Raw genomic sequence first — 16291 nt, 5'->3', positions numbered from 1 at the left:
TATGAGAACGTTGTTTTTAGTTTTAATTTTTCTGTGGGGTGGTGTTTTTTTATGTTGCCAAAGCCAGGATAATCCTAACTTAAGAGAAATTCATTTAAAGGTTGGTTTTCATTGTGAAAGAGGAAAAGCACTGATTGAAAACGAATTGTCGCAAAAGGAAGGAATTAAGTTTGTCAAAGCTGATGTGACAACCAAGATCGTTACCATCGTTTATGACAGTACGAAGGTGAACACCCCTCAGATCGTAGAACATTTTCACAAAATTGGGTATCTAACCGACCGCTCACCTGCTGAAACTAAAATCAAGAAAGCTTGTTCACACGGGCATGATGAAGGAGATCATCATTGATCAAACAGGGACATTAAAAAATCTCAATGTTTCGTTAAGAGAAGTTTTGACGTCTGTAGATGGTTTCCTTTCGCCGATGATTAATGCGACGGGAACGTAATACGTTCCAGCACGGAATTCTTTTGGCATACATCCTGAAATTACCACAGATCTAGGTGGCACGTATCCTTGATAAATGATGGATTTCTCTTTAGAGACGTCTATAATTTTAGTGGAAGCAGTAAGGATGACCCCAGCTCCGATCACTGCTTCTCTGCCAATGTGTACTCCTTCAACGATAATCGAACGTGAACCGATGAAACAATAATCTTCTATGATAACTGGCTGAGCTTGTGGTGGTTCTAAAACTCCTCCAATCCCAACCCCTCCACTTAAATGCACGTATTTGCCGATTTGAGCGCAAGAGCCGACTGTAGCCCATGTGTCTATCATTGTCCCTTCATCGACATATGCTCCTATGTTGACATAAGATGGCATCATTACAACACCAGCCGAAATAAATGAACCATATCTAGCAATGGCATGAGGTACTACTCGGACACCTTTTGATCTATAATTAGTTTTAAGGGGAATTTTATCGTAAAATTCAAAAGGTGGGAGTTCGTATAATTTCATTTCCTTCAATTGAAAATAAAGAAGGATGGCCTTTTTGATCCATTCATGAGTTTCCCATTTGTGATTTATTCCAGGAGTTGCTACCCGTATTTTACCTTCATCAAGCAGTGCAATAGTTTCTTCTACTGCATTTTGGTAATTTTTTTCTTTCAGCAGTTCTTTATGTTCGAATGCTTCTTCAATGTTTTGCTTAATTCTGGAAATATCCATATAGAGCCTTTTTCCAAAAGTAACATATTTTCATGACCCAAAATGTTTTATATTTGTCAAAAAAAAGATGGAAGATCTCATGGAAATCGTTAAATTGACTATACCTGCACTCGTGGTTTTTTTGACAGCTTTTTTCTTAATAAAAAATTTTCTCGAATCTCAACAGAATATGCAGGAAAAAATAAGGATAACTGAAAGAGAAAAAATTATCTTACCAGTCCAATTACAAGCATATGAAAGGATGATGTTATATCTTGAAAGAATTAATCCCGAAACTTTAATTTTTAGGTTATTTGATCCAACTCTATCCGTAAATGAGTTTAAACATTTGTTGGTAAAAAACATCCGTGAAGAGTTTGATCATAATTTATCTCAGCAGATTTACATGTCTCATGAAGCTTGGCAGCTTATCCGTTCCGCCAAAGAAGATATGATTCGTATCATCAATGTTGTTCACAGTCGTCTGACTGAAGACTCAACTCCCACCGATTTTATATCAGGTATATTTGAGGAATTTATGAAAAGTGCTGAACCTGCCCTTCAAAAGGCTTCGAGTTTTTTAAAGAAAGAAGCTCATGAAAAGTTTAACCTATAATTCTTGAGCATATGAAAAAGTTAATTTTTTTCATGTCCCTGTTAGCATTTTGTGCGCTTTTTTCTCTTAATCCGGTAAGGGAATATGCAACCACTCCAGCCGATTATGGTTTGAAGTTCGAAGAAGTCTCAATCAAGACTTCGGACAACTATGTATTGTATGGATGGTTATACAAACCCAATCAAGAAGTTTATAAGTTAATTATATTAAGTGACGATGGAGATGGAAATATGGCCGATCTTATTGAACTAGCTAGCTATTTTGTTTCATTAGGTTACAATGTGTTGACCTACGATTATCGTGGTTACGGTAAAAGTCAAGATTTTGAAATAAAGCCGGATTTTTACATTTATGCTCAGTTTGAAAAAGATTTAAACGCAGCTATTGATTACGTGAAAAAATATCATTCTCGCAATAGAACTATCCACCTATATGGTAAGGGAATTGGAGCGGGGTTATCTTTAGCAGTCGGGGCAATGCGGTGTAGTGAGATATCAAGAATTATAGCAGATTCTCCATATTCCACATTGGATGATGTACAAAAAGCTATCAAACAAGTTACTGGAAAAGAAGTTAAGTTACCTCTTGGCTACGACAAAAATATGCTTGAACCTTACTTTGCACTTCAATCCAAAGGTGCTAGTTTGAGTGGAATTTTGCTTATTTACGGAAAAGAAGATCCCATTTACAATGAAACGATGATGAAAAAAATTGCCAAAACAAGACCTTCTTTAGTCCAAATGGAGGGAATCAAAAAGTCTACTTACGAAAATACTTTTTCTATCAATAAGGAGGAATACTATAATCTAATCAAGAAATTTCTATCTTGAAATTCATGTTGCGATCTTTTTTGATGATCTTTTTTTTTTGAACCTGCAAGGACAAGGTGATACATTACCATGGCTACGAAAATGGCACTACCATAGTCTGATGGGGGCTGGTATAGCTGGTGGTTTAACTTACCTTCATTTTGCTTGGTATAAAAACTATACAACAGAATCTTTCCACTTCTTCAATGATTGGCCTGAGTGGTGTGGAATGGATAAGGTAGGTCATTTCTTTACCGCTTTTTACTTCTCAAGGGCAGGATTTAACATGGCTCATTTGGCATCCTACAATAAGCGCCTTTCATTGTATTGGAGTAATTTTTACGCATTGACATTCATGGGTGGTTTTGAAGTACTTGATGGTTTTTCAGAAGGTTGGGGCTTTTCGTGGGGTGATTTGCTTTTTGATATGCTTGGAATCTTGGCTGCTGATGCCTCCTTATTTCTAGATAGTGAAAGGGTATTGATACTGAAGTTTTCTTTTAGCTCAACAAAATATGCCTCGTATAATCCGAAATTGTTAGGGTCGCGTTGGTATTATCAAATTCTAAAAGATTATAATGGTCAGACGTATTGGTTGACGTTTAGGCCTTCATCATTATTTTCACGAATTCCCAAATGGTTTGGTTTTTCTTTTGGTTATGGCGCTGATGGAATGGTGGGTGCTTCCCAAAACCCTTTAGAAATAAATGGCATACCCATACCTCAATTTTCAAGAAAACCTCAATTCTTTTTTTCGATGGATCTATCTCTTGCTCATTTGCCAGTGAAAAATAAATATTTAAAAAAGTTTTTTGAAGCTGTAAATATTTTAAAATTTCCGGCACCAACTCTTGAATTTAATAAACAGGATAAATTTAAATGGCATTGGTTATATTTTTGAAAATTATAAATTTGAAGGGGCAAACAGAAAATGAAATTATTTCTCAAACCCATATGTGCTTTCATTTTACTTATTCTAGTACTTTTTGTATCTATGGGAGATTATTTTGTCTTCAAAACCTTCCAAAACATAGTGTATTTCAGAGCTAAAATCATCATTGCTTCTTCCGAGGAAGAGCATTTAAATCAGTTGTACATTCCATTGAGAGATTTTTGGGCTGGGATGGTACGTTTTGAAAAAAAAGATGAAATTGTTTATCGTGGCAACTGGTACGACATAAAAAAAGCAGAAATTAAAAATGATACGGTTATCCTCCTTGTATACAAGGATGAAAAAGAAAAGTTGTTAGTTGAAAATTGGTTAAAATGCTTCGCCCAAAAAGATCGAACTATTCAAACGTTGGTATTATCAATTTTTCAAATGAAAATTTTTTATCAACACAAGGTAACATGTGTTATTAGCTTAAATTGTCGATTTTTCAAGTTAAAACAGAAAGATAGAATTCTACGAGAAATAGTTTGGGTATTTAATCGAGTTAAGCCACCAGAAGTTTATACTTGGTGTTGACGATATAAAAAAGGTTTACCCTTTTACATTCATTGATTAAATGAATTAAGTTTCAATTTTTAAAAAAGCAAAGTTATGAAAACAAGATTTTTGATTGGGTTTTTATTAACCTCAATATTGGCATTGTTACGTGCCCAGGAAATTAAAATAATTGATAAAAACACTTTGTTGCCATTAAGTAATGTTAAAATCCAGAAATTAAAAACAGAAAAAACAGTTTTTTCTGACGAAAATGGGCGAGTAGATCTAAGTCTGTTTAATGATGAAGATTCGCTAGTATTCACATGTATAGGCTACAAAACTTTTAAAATTACAGCAAAAGAGGCCAAGGCTTCGAAGAAAATTTACATGGAATACGCTGTTATTCCCATCAGAGAAGTTGTAGTGAGTGCAAGCAAATTCAGGGAAAGTAGCGAAGATTTACCTCAATTGCAAAGGATTATCCCTTCAGCTACCATTCATGAAATGTTACCTCAGACCACTGGTGAATTGCTTGAAAATACTGCAACTGCATATGTTCAGCAAAGTCAATTTGGTGGAGGTAGTCCTATTCTGAGAGGATTAGAAGCCAATCGTGTTTTACTTGTCGTTGATGGTATTAGAATGAACAATGCTATCTATCGGAGCGGTCATTTACAAAATATCATCACTGTTGATCCTGAAATGTTGGATAGAGTAGAAGTAATTTACGGGCCAGGCTCAGTAGTATACGGTAGCGATGCTCTTGGAGGGGTGATATCTATGATTACTCCTAATCCTATTTTTTCAAAATCTGGAAAAATGGAAATTCACGGCAAGGCCATGACTAAATACGCCACAGCTTCTGCCGAAACATTTAATTCTTTGGGATTATTCGTTGGTTTGAAAAGAATAGCATCATATACCAACGTTACGTACAAAAATCTTGGAGATTTAAAAACAGGAAACATTCGTAACCCTGCTTACGGCGACTTTGGAAAATGTCTTTATTATTTTCAACGTATAAACGATGTGGATAGCACTGTAGCGAATCCTAATCCAAATATCCAGCGAAATAGTGGATATTGGCAAGCAGATGCCATTCAAAAATTTGCTTTTAAGATCAATGATCATCATAAACTTACAGCAAATGTCCAATACAGTACGAGCAGCAACGTGCCTCGCTATGATAGACTTACTGAGATGTCTGGTGGTAACATGAGGTATGCCGAATGGTACTATGGGCCACAAAACAGGCTTCTGGGAGCTTTGTCTTATGAGGGTCAGCAGCTTGGATTCGCTGACGAAGGACGCGTCGTAGCTGCTTTTCAAAAAATAGATGAAGATAGAATTGTTCGCAGATTCAACAAAGTGGATCGTCGTTACCAAAAAGAAGACGTGAAAGTATATAGTCTGAATTTGGATTTTGCTAAGCAAATAAAGCGTAGCGAATTGCGTTATGGTTTGGAGATGCGATACGATGATGTAAAGTCTCAAGCATACAATGAAAACATCAACACTGGATCAATTCTTTACAATGCCGTATCGCGCTATCCAGATGATTATAACATGATGTATAGTGGGGGAGCGTTTTTGAATCATGCTATCGAATTCGGTTCCAAAGTTGTCCTTACTCAAGGAATACGTTATCAGTATGTTCAACTTAAATCTGCTTGGACCGATACAATGATGAACTTGACAGGTTTTCCATTCGATAACATTGTTGAACAAAAAAATGGTGCTTTCAGTGGAAATTTAGGTGGGGTATTAAAATTACCAAATGGGTGGAGTGTAGCAGTAAATTTTGCTTCAGGTTTTAGAGCACCAAATGTCGATGACGTAGGAAAAGTTAATGATAGCAAAGCAGGAGATCATTTGCTTGTCATTCCATCTCCTACCCTAAAACCTGAGTATGCATATTCCTCAGAGATTACTATTAGAAATGTGAAAGAAAATTGGTGGAACATAGAAAATACAGTTTTTTACACATACCTTGATAATGTAATTGTTTTGAGGCCTGCAAAGCTTAACGGACAAGACTCGGTCATGTTTGGCGGACAACTTTGCCAGGTGCAAGCAAATACCAATGCGGGTAGTGCTTATATTGTTGGTAATCAGTTTAATATGAAGATAAAATTCAATGAAAATATGTTCGCTAAAACATACCTTACCTATACGTATGGACGAGTTGATAAAGAAACTCCACTCGATCACATTCCTCCAGTATATGGTATGACAGAATTTTCGTATCGAAAAAATAAATTTACGGGAATGTTTTACATACGCTATTCCGGCTGGAAAAGATTGAAAGATTATAGTCAAAGTGGTGAGGATAATCTACAATATGCAACTCCATGGGGGATGCCCGGCTGGCATACGCTTAATGTAAAGGCAATATATGACTTATTGCCTAATCTAACTTTTTCTATAGCATTGGAGAATATTATGGATGTACATTATAGAAAATTTGCTAGTGGAATCAGCTCTCCTGGAAGAAACTTGATACTTTCATTTCGAGCTAAATTTTAATTGTTCGTTTTTCATCTAAAAAGACAGCCAATTGATTGGCTGTCTTTTTATTTTTTAAAAAAAATTATAAATTTGAAAAAAATTATTATGAAAAAGATAGGGGGAATATTATTGTTTTTTTTACTTATTGCTCGCGCTCAAAATATAGCAACAAGCGAGGAATGGTACTTCTACCGCGTATACCATTCTATTAAGCTGGATTCAATCAAAGCAATGTATCTTGCAAAAACGGTAGAAAAACTAGGAAATGCTTTGTTTGCTGCGTTTTCACCAAATCATACATATGGGTATGTTGTTCTTAAACAGAACCAAAACATAGATAATGTTTTGGATGTGGTTGAAGCCTATAAACCCGAGTTTGTTTTTTTATCTCACGAAGCTTTTGCCTATGAAGATCACGATATTCTTGTTTTGTTTTTCTGGCGTAGTGGTTTATTTGACGAAAACAAATGGTATAAAAATAAGCTGACTCCAATATATTATGGACCTGATAGAAAAAAATGGGATGAATTATATGGCAAAGTCCTAAGTATTATTAACAAAAAATAAAGGGAACCATGAAAAATATTGGCTTACTTATTTTTTTAATTTTCTGGTTAATAAATGTTTGGGGGCAATGCTCAAATTGTAATGTAAATAATCCCGCAGGTTCGTTTTCGGTAAATATCGGTCAAAAGATTACCGTATCGAATTGCGTGCATGGGGGGGATTATGCTTATTACAATGTGGTGAACGGTGTAACATATATTTGGACCACATGCGGTAATAATGGTTTTGATACGTACTTAACACTATATCAAGGAATGGGTTGTGGTGGTACAGAGTTAGCTCATAATAATAATTTAGGAGGATGTGGCAATAATTCAGCTATTGTATGGACAGCCAATTTTACTGGTACAGTCACTCTTTTGGTGAGCAAATGTACTGGCATATTTGGGTTATGTGGAGGTTTGTGGGGTGGATGTGGTAATACAGGAGGTGCAGAATGTGTTACTTTAACCTTTGAAGCTATAGGTACTACCTGTGCTGATGCTCAACCATTTTGTACGGATACTACTTATTTTTTCCCTATGGCCGTGGGTTCATCAGCTGAAACTGGACCAGAATATGGTTGTCTATGTTCCCAACCTAATCCTATCTGGTACTACATGTTTGTTGACCAACCTGGTGATATTATCATTCATATTTATTCTCCCAATGGTAATGATGTAGATTTTATTTGTTATGGGCCTTTTAATTCTTTAAATGGAGCTTGTAATCAATTAACGGGATGTGCATCATGTGCGAATTGTCCCAACAACACAAGCAATCCTACTTATTATCCCGTAGGCAATGTGGTTGATTGTAGTTACGATCCGGCTTCTGAAGAGTATTTGCATATTTATAATGCTCAAGTGGGGGATTTTTATATACTATTGATAACCAATTTTGAAGATGCTGAAGGGACTTTGGTTTTTGAACAAACTAGTGGAAATGGTGCAGCTAGCTGTGCGGTGGTAACATGCAATATAGACAACTTTCAGATTAATGTTGGTCAATGCAATCCTGCTACGAATACATATAGCGTTAGCGGTACAGTGACCTTCAGTGGACAGCCTACCACTGGTCAGTTAATAGTCCAAGATCAAGCAGGACAAAATGTTACTTTTAATGCTCCATTTACCAGTCCTCAAAATTTTACCATTACTGGTATTCAAGCGGATGGTCAACAACATTATGTAGTTGTATATTTCTCCAACGCACCCACTTGTAATGATACCATTTATTATACAGCTCCTCCTTCATGCAATGTGGTCAATCCTTGCGATGTTCAGGCAGGGCCTGACACAACCATTTGTCCTGGTAAATCTGTGCAACTTTGGGCTACAGGTGCTGACACTTATACGTGGTCACCTGCTACCGGGTTAAACAATCCTAACATTGCTAATCCCATTGCTACTGTTTCGACTACAACTGTTTATACTGTGACAGGCACTGTTACAGCAACTGGTTGCACTGATCAAGCTCAGATAACAATTTCAGTTTACGATATTCATTCGATTATTTCTGCCAATATAACACCTGAAAATTGCGGTCAGAAAGACGGAAGTATTCAGTTAAACGTAGCTGGTGGTTTTCCTCCATACATTTATCAATGGAGTAATGGTGGAAACAGCAATCCACTTCAAAATATTTCAGCAGGCGTATATACTGTGACTGTTTTTGACCAAAATCAATGTGCTGTTACAGGATCTTATACTGTACCTCAATTGGGTGGACCAAAAGCTGACTTTGAGGCAATTCCACCTATTGCTACTGTTGATAATCCAGAAATAAGCTTCATTGATCAAAGCACAGGAGGAACCCAATGCTTTTGGTCTTTCGGTGATGGAACTTTCAGTCAAGACTGCAATCCAATTCATACTTATCCAGGAGAAGGAGAATATCAAGTAATGTTTAAGGTATGTAATCAATTAGGTTGTTGCGATAGTACGTACGGTAAAGTATATGTTCAAAACCTTTTTACACTCTATATTCCTGAAGCTTTTTCACCCAATGAAGATGGAGTTAATGATTATTTTCATGTTTATGGCATGGGTATTAATCCGGAATATTTTGATCTTGCCATTTATGATAAGTGGGGAAAATTAGTTTTCCGTACGACGGACTTCAATGTAAGGTGGGATGGTACTTATAAAGGAAAAATCTTACCCCAGGATTGTTATGTTTATAAGCTGACATATTCTGTTAAAAAGGATGCCTACATTAACACTTATGGAAAGATATGTATCATTCATTAGTTTTTGTTCAGAATGATGAACTAACAGACGTTTTTAACAGAAAATAAAAAGTGAGAATGATTTTTTATTGAGAATTATTGTTTTTTAAGTTTTTAATCTCATTGGTTAATTCTTCAATGCGTTGAAGTATGATTTCATACATATCATCAGTATTGGAAATATTCATTTTTGATTTTTTCTCTTGTAACATTTCTTTTTGGGATTCCTCCATGCTATTGATGATAACTCCTATGAAAAGATTCATTACTATCATAGCCCCTATGAGAATAAAACTGGCAAAATAAAAGAAGGGAATATAGGAAATGACTTTAGGTGAACCTGATGAATTGTCAATAACAATGACATCCATAATTTCAACCCATCCTTCAAGGGTAAGTATTTTGAAAAGAGTAATCATAGCATAATGGAGATTGCCAAAATGAAAAGGATCCTTTTCACCAAAGGCGAAAACTCCAACGATGGCATAAACATAAAACAAAAGCCCTATAAGCACGATGACATATCCCATAGAAGGGATACTTCTGAGTAAAGCAGAAACAATTAGTTTTAACTTTGGTAATGCGGTAATCATTCTGAAAACTCTCAGGACTCGTAAAATTCGCAAAACTGCAAAGATGTGTGTATCACCTGCTGGTATCAAACAAACAGCTACTATTATAAAATCGAAAACATTCCATCCATCTTTGAAATAAGATAGTGGCTTCCTACCTTGAGCCAAAATCTTTAAAATGATTTCAAGTGAAAAAAAGGCAATGATAATTCGATCAGCTATCAATAATTCATGATGAAATTTTTTTACAAATCCCGAATATGTTTCTAACCCTATTACAACAGCTGAAAATAAGATTAGGAAAACAATAAAGTTTTGAAATAAAGAACTCTCTGTTATCAGTTTAGAAACTTCACTAATTTTTTTGAACATAACACATTATTAAAACCATGCAAAAATAAAACATGCAAATTAAGTTTCTGATAGAATTTTTATAAGTCGCGGTAGATTAAAAAAATGATGAATTTTTGCTATGATGTTTTAGTACGATATTGTTTTGCAGATTATCAACGTGGTTTTGTTAAATAACATTAATTGAATTTGATCTCAAGAAGAATATAAGAAGATGGAGTGATAAAAAAAGATATAAAAGATATAAATGATATAACTTTGTTTACGATTCAAGGAAAATGTGGCTAGAAAAAATAAACACTCCAGATGATCTTAAAAAGATTCCACGGGAAAAGTTGCCTCTTCTCGCTGAAGAGATCAGAAATTTTCTTATTGAGATAAATTCAAAACATCCTGGACATTTAGGTGCTAATCTTGGAGTAGTAGAATTAAGCATAGCTCTTCATTATGTGTTTAATTCTCCTCAAGATAAGATTATATGGGATGTTGGTCATCAATCGTATGTTCATAAAATTTTGACAGGTAGGAAAGATCGTTTTCATACTTTAAGGCAACTGGGCGGAATTAGCGGATTTCCCTTACGTGAAGAAAGTGAACATGATGTTTTCGGTACGGGGCATAGCAGTACAAGTTTGTCAGCTGCTTTGGGATTAGCTATGGGAGAAGAATCGTCACAAAATCATTACATTGCTGTTATTGGTGATGGTAGTTTCACAGCTGGTCAGCCATTTGAAGCGTTGAATAACATCAGTCAGGCTAAAGCCAATATTCTTATTATTCTCAATGACAATGGTATGTCAATTGACAAAAACCGCACTGCTCTTGCTCAACATTTTACTCGAATTACAGCTTCCCACACGTATAATTTTATCAAATATCGTTTTTGGCGTTTTTTAAAAGGTACTTGGTTGCACGTGCTTATCACTAATTTGTTTGCAGCTATTAAATGGACTTGGTTTAAAAAAGCTAATATTTTTGAAATTTTTGGTATCCGATATTTTGGGCCTGTTGATGGTCATGATATAAAGAAGCTCATATATGTTTTGAAGGATTTAAAAGATGTCCCAGGACCAAAAGTACTACACGTTTTAACAGTAAAAGGAAAAGGCTTTAAACCTGCTGAAAAGGACCAAATTACCTACCATAGCCCGGGCAAATTTGACATAGAAACAGGTAAAGTTTGTGATGAAGATCAAGAAAATAAGCCACCCAAGATGCATGTGGTTTTTGGAAAGACTCTTTTAAAATTAGCTGAGACAAACCCTAAGATTGTGGCTATCACACCAGCCATGCTAACTGGAAGTGCATTGACATTCATGAAAGAAAAATTTCCGGATCGTGTATTTGATGTGGGTATTGCGGAACAACATGCTGTTACTTTCGCTGCAGGTCTTGCATTGGCAGGAAAAATACCTTATTGTACTATTTATTCCACTTTTTTACAACGAGGCTATGACCAACTTATCCATGATGTAGCTCTGCAAAGAGCTCCTGTCGTTATGTGCATCGATCGAGGAGGTCTCGTCGGGGAAGATGGAGCAACTCACCAGGGAATTTTTGATCTTGCTTATCTTCGCCTTATCCCCAATATTATCATTGGTGCTCCTATGGATGAATTTGAACTTCAGGATATGTTGTATACGGCACAAGCTATCGACTTAAATAAACCTTTTGCAATTCGTTATCCTCGTGGCGAGGCACATCATCTAAAATGGGAAAAAACATGGGAAGTTTTACCTGTCGGTAAAGCACAACTTTTGCACGAAGGATGTACCATTGGAATAGCCACCATTGGAGCCCCTGGTTTAGATGTTCTTTCTCTTTATGATAGATTAGAAGCTAAAAATATATCATTTACTCATTATAACATGCGTTTTTTAAAGCCTATCGATCAAGATGCTCTCCGACATTTATGTGAAAAGCATGCTGTCATTGTTACCGTGGAGGATGGTGTTATCGATGGTGGTCTTGGTTCGACTATTGCTGAATATATAGCCGAACATAATTATGGAGTTCGTCTCATTAGACTCGGGGTTCCAGATAGATTCGTCGAACATGGTTCTATTTTTGAATTGAAAGAAAAATTAGGTTACGATGCAAATGGAATTTTTCGCGTAATTTTGAATGAACATTTATTGTTTCACTATAAAAAAATGAATGAACCATGGCAAGCAAAAGAGTATTGAAGAAAAGGATTAAGAGGATAGCAGGAATTTTTGTTGCTGACGCTCTTATAATGAGCGATATTTACCCTCAGAAGGATGATAAAATTCAAGAATTACTTGATCAAACTCAGCAAGAATACCAGGAGGTACTTGATGCACTTAACCATCGATTTTTTCGTGGTAAACGTTTGAAAAAGCATGAACGTTACCAAAAAAGAAAAGAAGCAAAATCTCTCTATAAAAAGCAACTTAAAGAAAATGTTGAAAATTTCATGAAAGCCATAGACCATGCATATAAGGAATTTGGAAACTTGATTGATAAGAATGAATAGACTTTATCATCAGCTCGTTTTTGGCCCAGTTCACAGTCGTAGGTTAGGAAAGTCGCTAGGAATTAATATCGTATTGCCTCAACATAAATTTTGCAATTTCAACTGTATTTACTGCGAATGTGGTCTTAGTGACGTTTCCGTGCCCGACAAATTTGCTTTCCCTACCGTAACAGAGATGGCGCAAATTCTTGAAGAAAGGTTGTCATTTCTTAAAAAAAAAGGTGAAAGTATTGATTCTATAACTTTTTCTGGTAATGGAGAACCGACCCTACATCCTGATTTTTTAGAAATAGTTAAAGCAGTCAAGAGAATTCGGCAAATTTATTATCCTGAAGCAAAGATATCGGTTCTTTCTAATTCCACTATGTTGCATAAAAGTGAAGTCAAAGAGGCTCTCTCACTCATTGAAAATCCAATTCTTAAATTGGATGCACCCACACCAGAACTTTTTTATGAAATTAATCAACCTAGTTCAGGTATTGATTTTAAAAGTATAGTCCATCATTTAAAAAGTTTAACCTTTCCTTTTTATTTACAGACCATTTTTCTTGAATATCAAAAGGAAAATGGAGTTGTTATAAAAAATTATGACACCCACATATTAGAAAAGTGGTTTACTTTAATTGATAAGTTTTTCCTCAAAGGATGGATGATTTATCCCGTGGATCGTCCAACACCATATTTAGGGATTAGAAAACTGACACCTGATGAGATGGGACAAATTTATCAATTTTTAGCTACCCAAATTCAAGTTCCCATCATGATTAATTATTAAGGTTATGGAAAAAAAGTGGAAAAGATATCTTGTCACAACGGCTTTGCCATATGCAAATGGACCTATTCACATCGGTCATTTAGCTGGTGTATATGTTCCAGCAGATATTTATGTACGTTTTCTTCGCAAAACGGGCGAGGATGTTCTTTTTATCGGAGGAAGTGATGAACACGGAGTTCCCATTACTATTCGAGCTATGCAAGAAGGGAAAACGCCTCAGGAAGTGGTTGATTTCTATCATGATCTCATATGTAAATCTTTCGAAGAGTTTGGTATCTCTTTCGATATTTATTCTCGAACTAGCTTGCCAATTCATCATGAGACCTCATCTTCTTTTTTTAAAAAGCTTTACGAAGAGGGTAAGCTGATTGAAATAGAAACAGAACAATATTACGATGAAGAAGCTTCTATGTTTTTGGCAGATAGATATATTCGTGGAACTTGTCCTAAATGTGGTTACGAATCTGCCTATGGAGACCAATGTGAAAAATGTGGATCTTCTTTAAGTCCTGAAGAACTCCTAAATCCTACTTCAATTTTGTCCAACAAACCTCCTGTGAGGAAAAAAACAAAACATTGGTATTTGCCTCTTGATAAGTATGAAGAATGGCTAAGGCATTGGATTCTCGAAGAACATCAGGAATGGAAACCTAATGTATACGGGCAATGTAAAAGTTGGTTAGATGCTGGTTTAAAGCCTAGAGCAGTTACTCGAGATTTGACGTGGGGGGTCAAAGTTCCTATAGAAGGTTATGAAAACAAAGTTCTTTACGTATGGTTTGATGCACCCATTGGTTACATTTCAGCCACAAAGCACTGGAGCCATCTTACTGGTAAGAGCTGGGAACCCTATTGGAAAGATAATGACACACGACTGATTCATTTCATTGGGAAAGATAACATTGTTTTTCATTGCATTATTTTTCCTGCAATGCTTAAAGCTCATGGGGAATTCATTTTACCAGACAATGTCCCTGCTAATGAATTTTTAAATCTTGAAAACGATAAAATAAGCACTTCTCGCAATTGGGCAGTTTGGCTACATGAGTATCTACAAGATTTTCCAGGTCTACAGGATGCTCTTCGTTACATGCTTACTATTGTATCTCCTGAAACTAAGGATAATAATTTTTCTTGGAAGGAATTTCAGACTCACGTCAACGGAGAACTCGTTGATGTTTATAGTAACTTTGTCCATCGTACCCTTTCTCTTATTCATAGTTATTACGACGGAATTGCACCGGCTCAGAACAAGCCTCAAGAACTTGAAAAGCTTTTGCAAGAGGTAAGGATAATTAAAGAGAATATTTTTCAAGCTCTTCATGAATTTCGCTTCAGAGATGCTATGTATCAATTTATACAAATAGCTCGATTGGGCAATAAATATCTAACCGATAAAGAACCATGGAAATTACAAAAGGCTGATGCTAAAGAAGCTGAAGGTATTCTTTTTAATGCTTTGCAACTTGTAGCAAACCTCTATGTGCTGAGTGAAATTTTTTTGCCATTCAGTGCACAGAAATTACAACATATGTTACGGATTGATTCGTTGTCATGGGACAAGGTAGGAAGCATTCTTATACCTCCTGGTCATCAACTGAATAAACCTCAAAAACTTTTCGAACGTATTACAGACGAAATGGTGGAAAAGCAAACTCAAAAATTAAAAAAAGATAAATCCTCATCGTCGATCTCACAAATCAAGCCTACCATTAACATTGAGGACTTTGAGAAATTAGACCTAAGGGTAGTGCGCGTGCTTCATGCTGAAAAAATAGAGAAATCTGACAAATTGCTAAAGCTTGAAGTTGACCTTGGGTTCGAAAAACGTTTTGTTGTTTCAGGTGTAGCTCCATCGATTCATCCTTCTGAATTAATTGGGAAAAAGGTGGTTTTACTTGCCAATTTGAAGAAAAAAAACATACGAAATGTTGAATCCCATGGAATGATTTTATACGCTTTGCATGAGGATGGCACTTATGGACTTGTAGAAGTTACAAGTGAAAAATCCACCCCAGGAAATTCTATTTCATAAATTTTTATAGGTTCATGAAGGATATTTTGAATAATCGTTTTCTTCACATAATCTTACTTGTTTTCTGGGGGGTGTTGTTTGTATTATTTCTTTTTGCCTTTACCTCTTTAGACATGCTTATTGATAATTTTTTCATTTATCATAGTAATATTTATGATTTATTCTTAGCTATAAGTGGTTCGAAATGGGTAACAATCCTGTTGCTTATTATTATTGCTTTTGCGATTATGTTAAGTTGGATCTTTGCATGGTTTAAGTTCAAGAAAAGTATACATGCTAGAACTTTCTTGATACCTACGATTTTTTCATACCTGGTTACTGTACTAATATTGTTTATGCTAGCTATTCCGTTTTTTACAAAAAGGACTAAGGGTGCCATGCAGGAACTTATTAAGCACGATACTTTCTACGTAAAAGTTTATCCTATGACTCAAAAACATGGATTCTGGTCTTACCCAAGTGTTACTTTTTATCAGGTTGATACGTCCAAGAAATATGCTTTTCTGCATTACAATTTCAATTTAAGAGGACATTCTAACGTATATGTGTATCAAAAATACTGGTCGATAGTACAACATGATACACTTTACATTAATCCTCACCCATGGATATTTGAAAGAAAAATTTTTCAGACCAACATTTCATTTTATTTAAAAAAATCAACTCACTTGAAGTTTGTTAATGCTTATTCTATGTCTTGGTTTATGAATCAAGATCTTAAAAAAATGTATTTGGATACTACTTCAATGATTATGCGTCTGCAATAGATT

Annotated in this window: 15 protein-coding genes; 13 read left to right on the top strand and 2 right to left on the bottom strand. The window is 35.4% G+C overall.

Annotation, left to right across the window (positions count from 1 at the left end):
* The first annotated feature begins 1 nt into the window (after position 1).
* Positions 2-349 carry a heavy-metal-associated domain-containing protein gene (locus N2Z72_00660; protein ID MCX7696187.1) on the top strand — a complete coding sequence of 116 codons (348 nt, stop codon included), beginning with the start codon at positions 2-4 and terminating at the stop codon, positions 347-349.
* Here the strand turns inward: N2Z72_00660 and N2Z72_00655 are convergent, their stop codons facing one another.
* The gene (locus N2Z72_00655) at positions 350-1174 is read right to left on the bottom strand and encodes a 2,3,4,5-tetrahydropyridine-2,6-dicarboxylate N-succinyltransferase (protein MCX7696186.1); all 825 of its coding nucleotides are present in this window, start codon (positions 1172-1174) and stop codon (positions 350-352) included.
* 79 nt (positions 1175-1253) lie between these two features.
* Between N2Z72_00655 and N2Z72_00650 the strand changes: the two genes are divergently transcribed.
* The 7 genes from N2Z72_00650 to N2Z72_00620 all read left to right on the top strand — a co-directional run bounded on the left by N2Z72_00650 (position 1254) and on the right by N2Z72_00620 (position 9313).
* Positions 1254-1769, top strand: a complete 516-nt coding sequence (locus N2Z72_00650) for a hypothetical protein (GenBank protein ID MCX7696185.1) — start codon at positions 1254-1256, stop codon at positions 1767-1769.
* A gap of 32 nt (positions 1770-1801) precedes the next feature.
* Positions 1802-2599 carry an alpha/beta hydrolase gene (locus N2Z72_00645; GenBank protein MCX7696184.1) on the top strand — a complete coding sequence of 266 codons (798 nt, stop codon included), beginning with the start codon at positions 1802-1804 and terminating at the stop codon, positions 2597-2599.
* A gap of 37 nt (positions 2600-2636) precedes the next feature.
* Positions 2637-3479: a DUF2279 domain-containing protein gene (locus N2Z72_00640; GenBank protein ID MCX7696183.1), complete on the top strand. Its 843-nt coding sequence runs from the start codon at positions 2637-2639 to the stop codon at positions 3477-3479.
* A gap of 30 nt (positions 3480-3509) precedes the next feature.
* The gene (locus N2Z72_00635; GenBank protein ID MCX7696182.1) at positions 3510-4046 is read left to right on the top strand and encodes a hypothetical protein; all 537 of its coding nucleotides are present in this window, start codon (positions 3510-3512) and stop codon (positions 4044-4046) included.
* A gap of 75 nt (positions 4047-4121) precedes the next feature.
* Positions 4122-6533 carry a TonB-dependent receptor plug domain-containing protein gene (locus tag N2Z72_00630; protein MCX7696181.1) on the top strand — a complete coding sequence of 804 codons (2412 nt, stop codon included), beginning with the start codon at positions 4122-4124 and terminating at the stop codon, positions 6531-6533.
* Between the two features lie 87 nt (positions 6534-6620).
* Complete coding sequence (locus N2Z72_00625) at positions 6621-7082, top strand: hypothetical protein (protein MCX7696180.1); 462 nt, start codon at positions 6621-6623, stop codon at positions 7080-7082.
* Between the two features lie 8 nt (positions 7083-7090).
* Positions 7091-9313 carry a gliding motility-associated C-terminal domain-containing protein gene (locus tag N2Z72_00620; protein MCX7696179.1) on the top strand — a complete coding sequence of 741 codons (2223 nt, stop codon included), beginning with the start codon at positions 7091-7093 and terminating at the stop codon, positions 9311-9313.
* A gap of 64 nt (positions 9314-9377) precedes the next feature.
* Here N2Z72_00620 and N2Z72_00615 read toward each other — a convergent pair whose 3' ends face one another.
* Positions 9378-10235 carry an ion transporter gene (locus N2Z72_00615; protein ID MCX7696178.1) on the bottom strand — a complete coding sequence of 286 codons (858 nt, stop codon included), beginning with the start codon at positions 10233-10235 and terminating at the stop codon, positions 9378-9380.
* Positions 10236-10492: 257 nt separating this feature from the next.
* On the opposite strand from N2Z72_00615, the gene dxs reads away from it, so the two are divergent.
* From dxs to N2Z72_00590, 5 genes are read left to right on the top strand one after another with little or no spacing between them, the layout of a single operon-like run.
* Entirely contained in the window at positions 10493-12400 is a 1908-nt protein-coding gene (dxs, locus tag N2Z72_00610; protein ID MCX7696177.1) for a 1-deoxy-D-xylulose-5-phosphate synthase, read from the top strand.
* On the top strand, positions 12379-12711 hold the full coding sequence (locus tag N2Z72_00605) for a DUF3435 domain-containing protein (protein MCX7696176.1): 333 nt from the start codon (positions 12379-12381) through the stop codon (positions 12709-12711). Before dxs ends, N2Z72_00605 begins: the two co-directional genes overlap by 22 nt.
* Entirely contained in the window at positions 12704-13486 is a 783-nt protein-coding gene (locus tag N2Z72_00600) for a radical SAM protein (protein ID MCX7696175.1), read from the top strand. Before N2Z72_00605 ends, N2Z72_00600 begins: the two co-directional genes overlap by 8 nt.
* Positions 13487-13490: 4 nt before the next feature.
* Positions 13491-15521: a methionine--tRNA ligase gene (gene metG, locus N2Z72_00595; GenBank protein ID MCX7696174.1), complete on the top strand. Its 2031-nt coding sequence runs from the start codon at positions 13491-13493 to the stop codon at positions 15519-15521.
* Positions 15522-15535: 14 nt separating this feature from the next.
* Positions 15536-16288 carry a hypothetical protein gene (locus N2Z72_00590; protein MCX7696173.1) on the top strand — a complete coding sequence of 251 codons (753 nt, stop codon included), beginning with the start codon at positions 15536-15538 and terminating at the stop codon, positions 16286-16288.
* Positions 16289-16291: the final 3 nt, after the last annotated feature.

It is taken from the genome of Bacteroidales bacterium, assembly GCA_026418905.1.
Classification (GTDB): domain Bacteria; phylum Bacteroidota; class Bacteroidia; order Bacteroidales; family DTU049; genus JAOAAK01.
This window is presented reverse-complemented; position numbering and strand designations above follow the sequence as displayed.

Excerpts from the sequence above, each read along its gene's own strand:
- N2Z72_00590 (MCX7696173.1), top strand. The coding sequence starts at position 15,536 with ATGAAGGATATTTTGAATAATCGTTTTCTTCACATAATCTTACTTGTT.
- N2Z72_00630 (MCX7696181.1), top strand. The coding sequence starts at position 4,122 with ATGAAAACAAGATTTTTGATTGGGTTTTTATTAACCTCAATATTGGCA.
- N2Z72_00660 (MCX7696187.1), top strand. The coding sequence starts at position 2 with ATGAGAACGTTGTTTTTAGTTTTAATTTTTCTGTGGGGTGGTGTTTTT.
- metG (MCX7696174.1), top strand. The coding sequence starts at position 13,491 with ATGGAAAAAAAGTGGAAAAGATATCTTGTCACAACGGCTTTGCCATAT.
- dxs (MCX7696177.1), top strand. The coding sequence starts at position 10,493 with ATGTGGCTAGAAAAAATAAACACTCCAGATGATCTTAAAAAGATTCCA.
- N2Z72_00605 (MCX7696176.1), top strand. The coding sequence starts at position 12,379 with ATGGCAAGCAAAAGAGTATTGAAGAAAAGGATTAAGAGGATAGCAGGA.
- N2Z72_00620 (MCX7696179.1), top strand. The coding sequence starts at position 7,091 with ATGAAAAATATTGGCTTACTTATTTTTTTAATTTTCTGGTTAATAAAT.
- N2Z72_00625 (MCX7696180.1), top strand. The coding sequence starts at position 6,621 with ATGAAAAAGATAGGGGGAATATTATTGTTTTTTTTACTTATTGCTCGC.
- N2Z72_00655 (MCX7696186.1), bottom strand. The coding sequence starts at position 1,174 with ATGGATATTTCCAGAATTAAGCAAAACATTGAAGAAGCATTCGAACAT.
- N2Z72_00600 (MCX7696175.1), top strand. The coding sequence starts at position 12,704 with ATGAATAGACTTTATCATCAGCTCGTTTTTGGCCCAGTTCACAGTCGT.
- N2Z72_00635 (MCX7696182.1), top strand. The coding sequence starts at position 3,510 with ATGAAATTATTTCTCAAACCCATATGTGCTTTCATTTTACTTATTCTA.
- N2Z72_00615 (MCX7696178.1), bottom strand. The coding sequence starts at position 10,235 with ATGTTCAAAAAAATTAGTGAAGTTTCTAAACTGATAACAGAGAGTTCT.
- N2Z72_00645 (MCX7696184.1), top strand. The coding sequence starts at position 1,802 with ATGTCCCTGTTAGCATTTTGTGCGCTTTTTTCTCTTAATCCGGTAAGG.
- N2Z72_00650 (MCX7696185.1), top strand. The coding sequence starts at position 1,254 with ATGGAAATCGTTAAATTGACTATACCTGCACTCGTGGTTTTTTTGACA.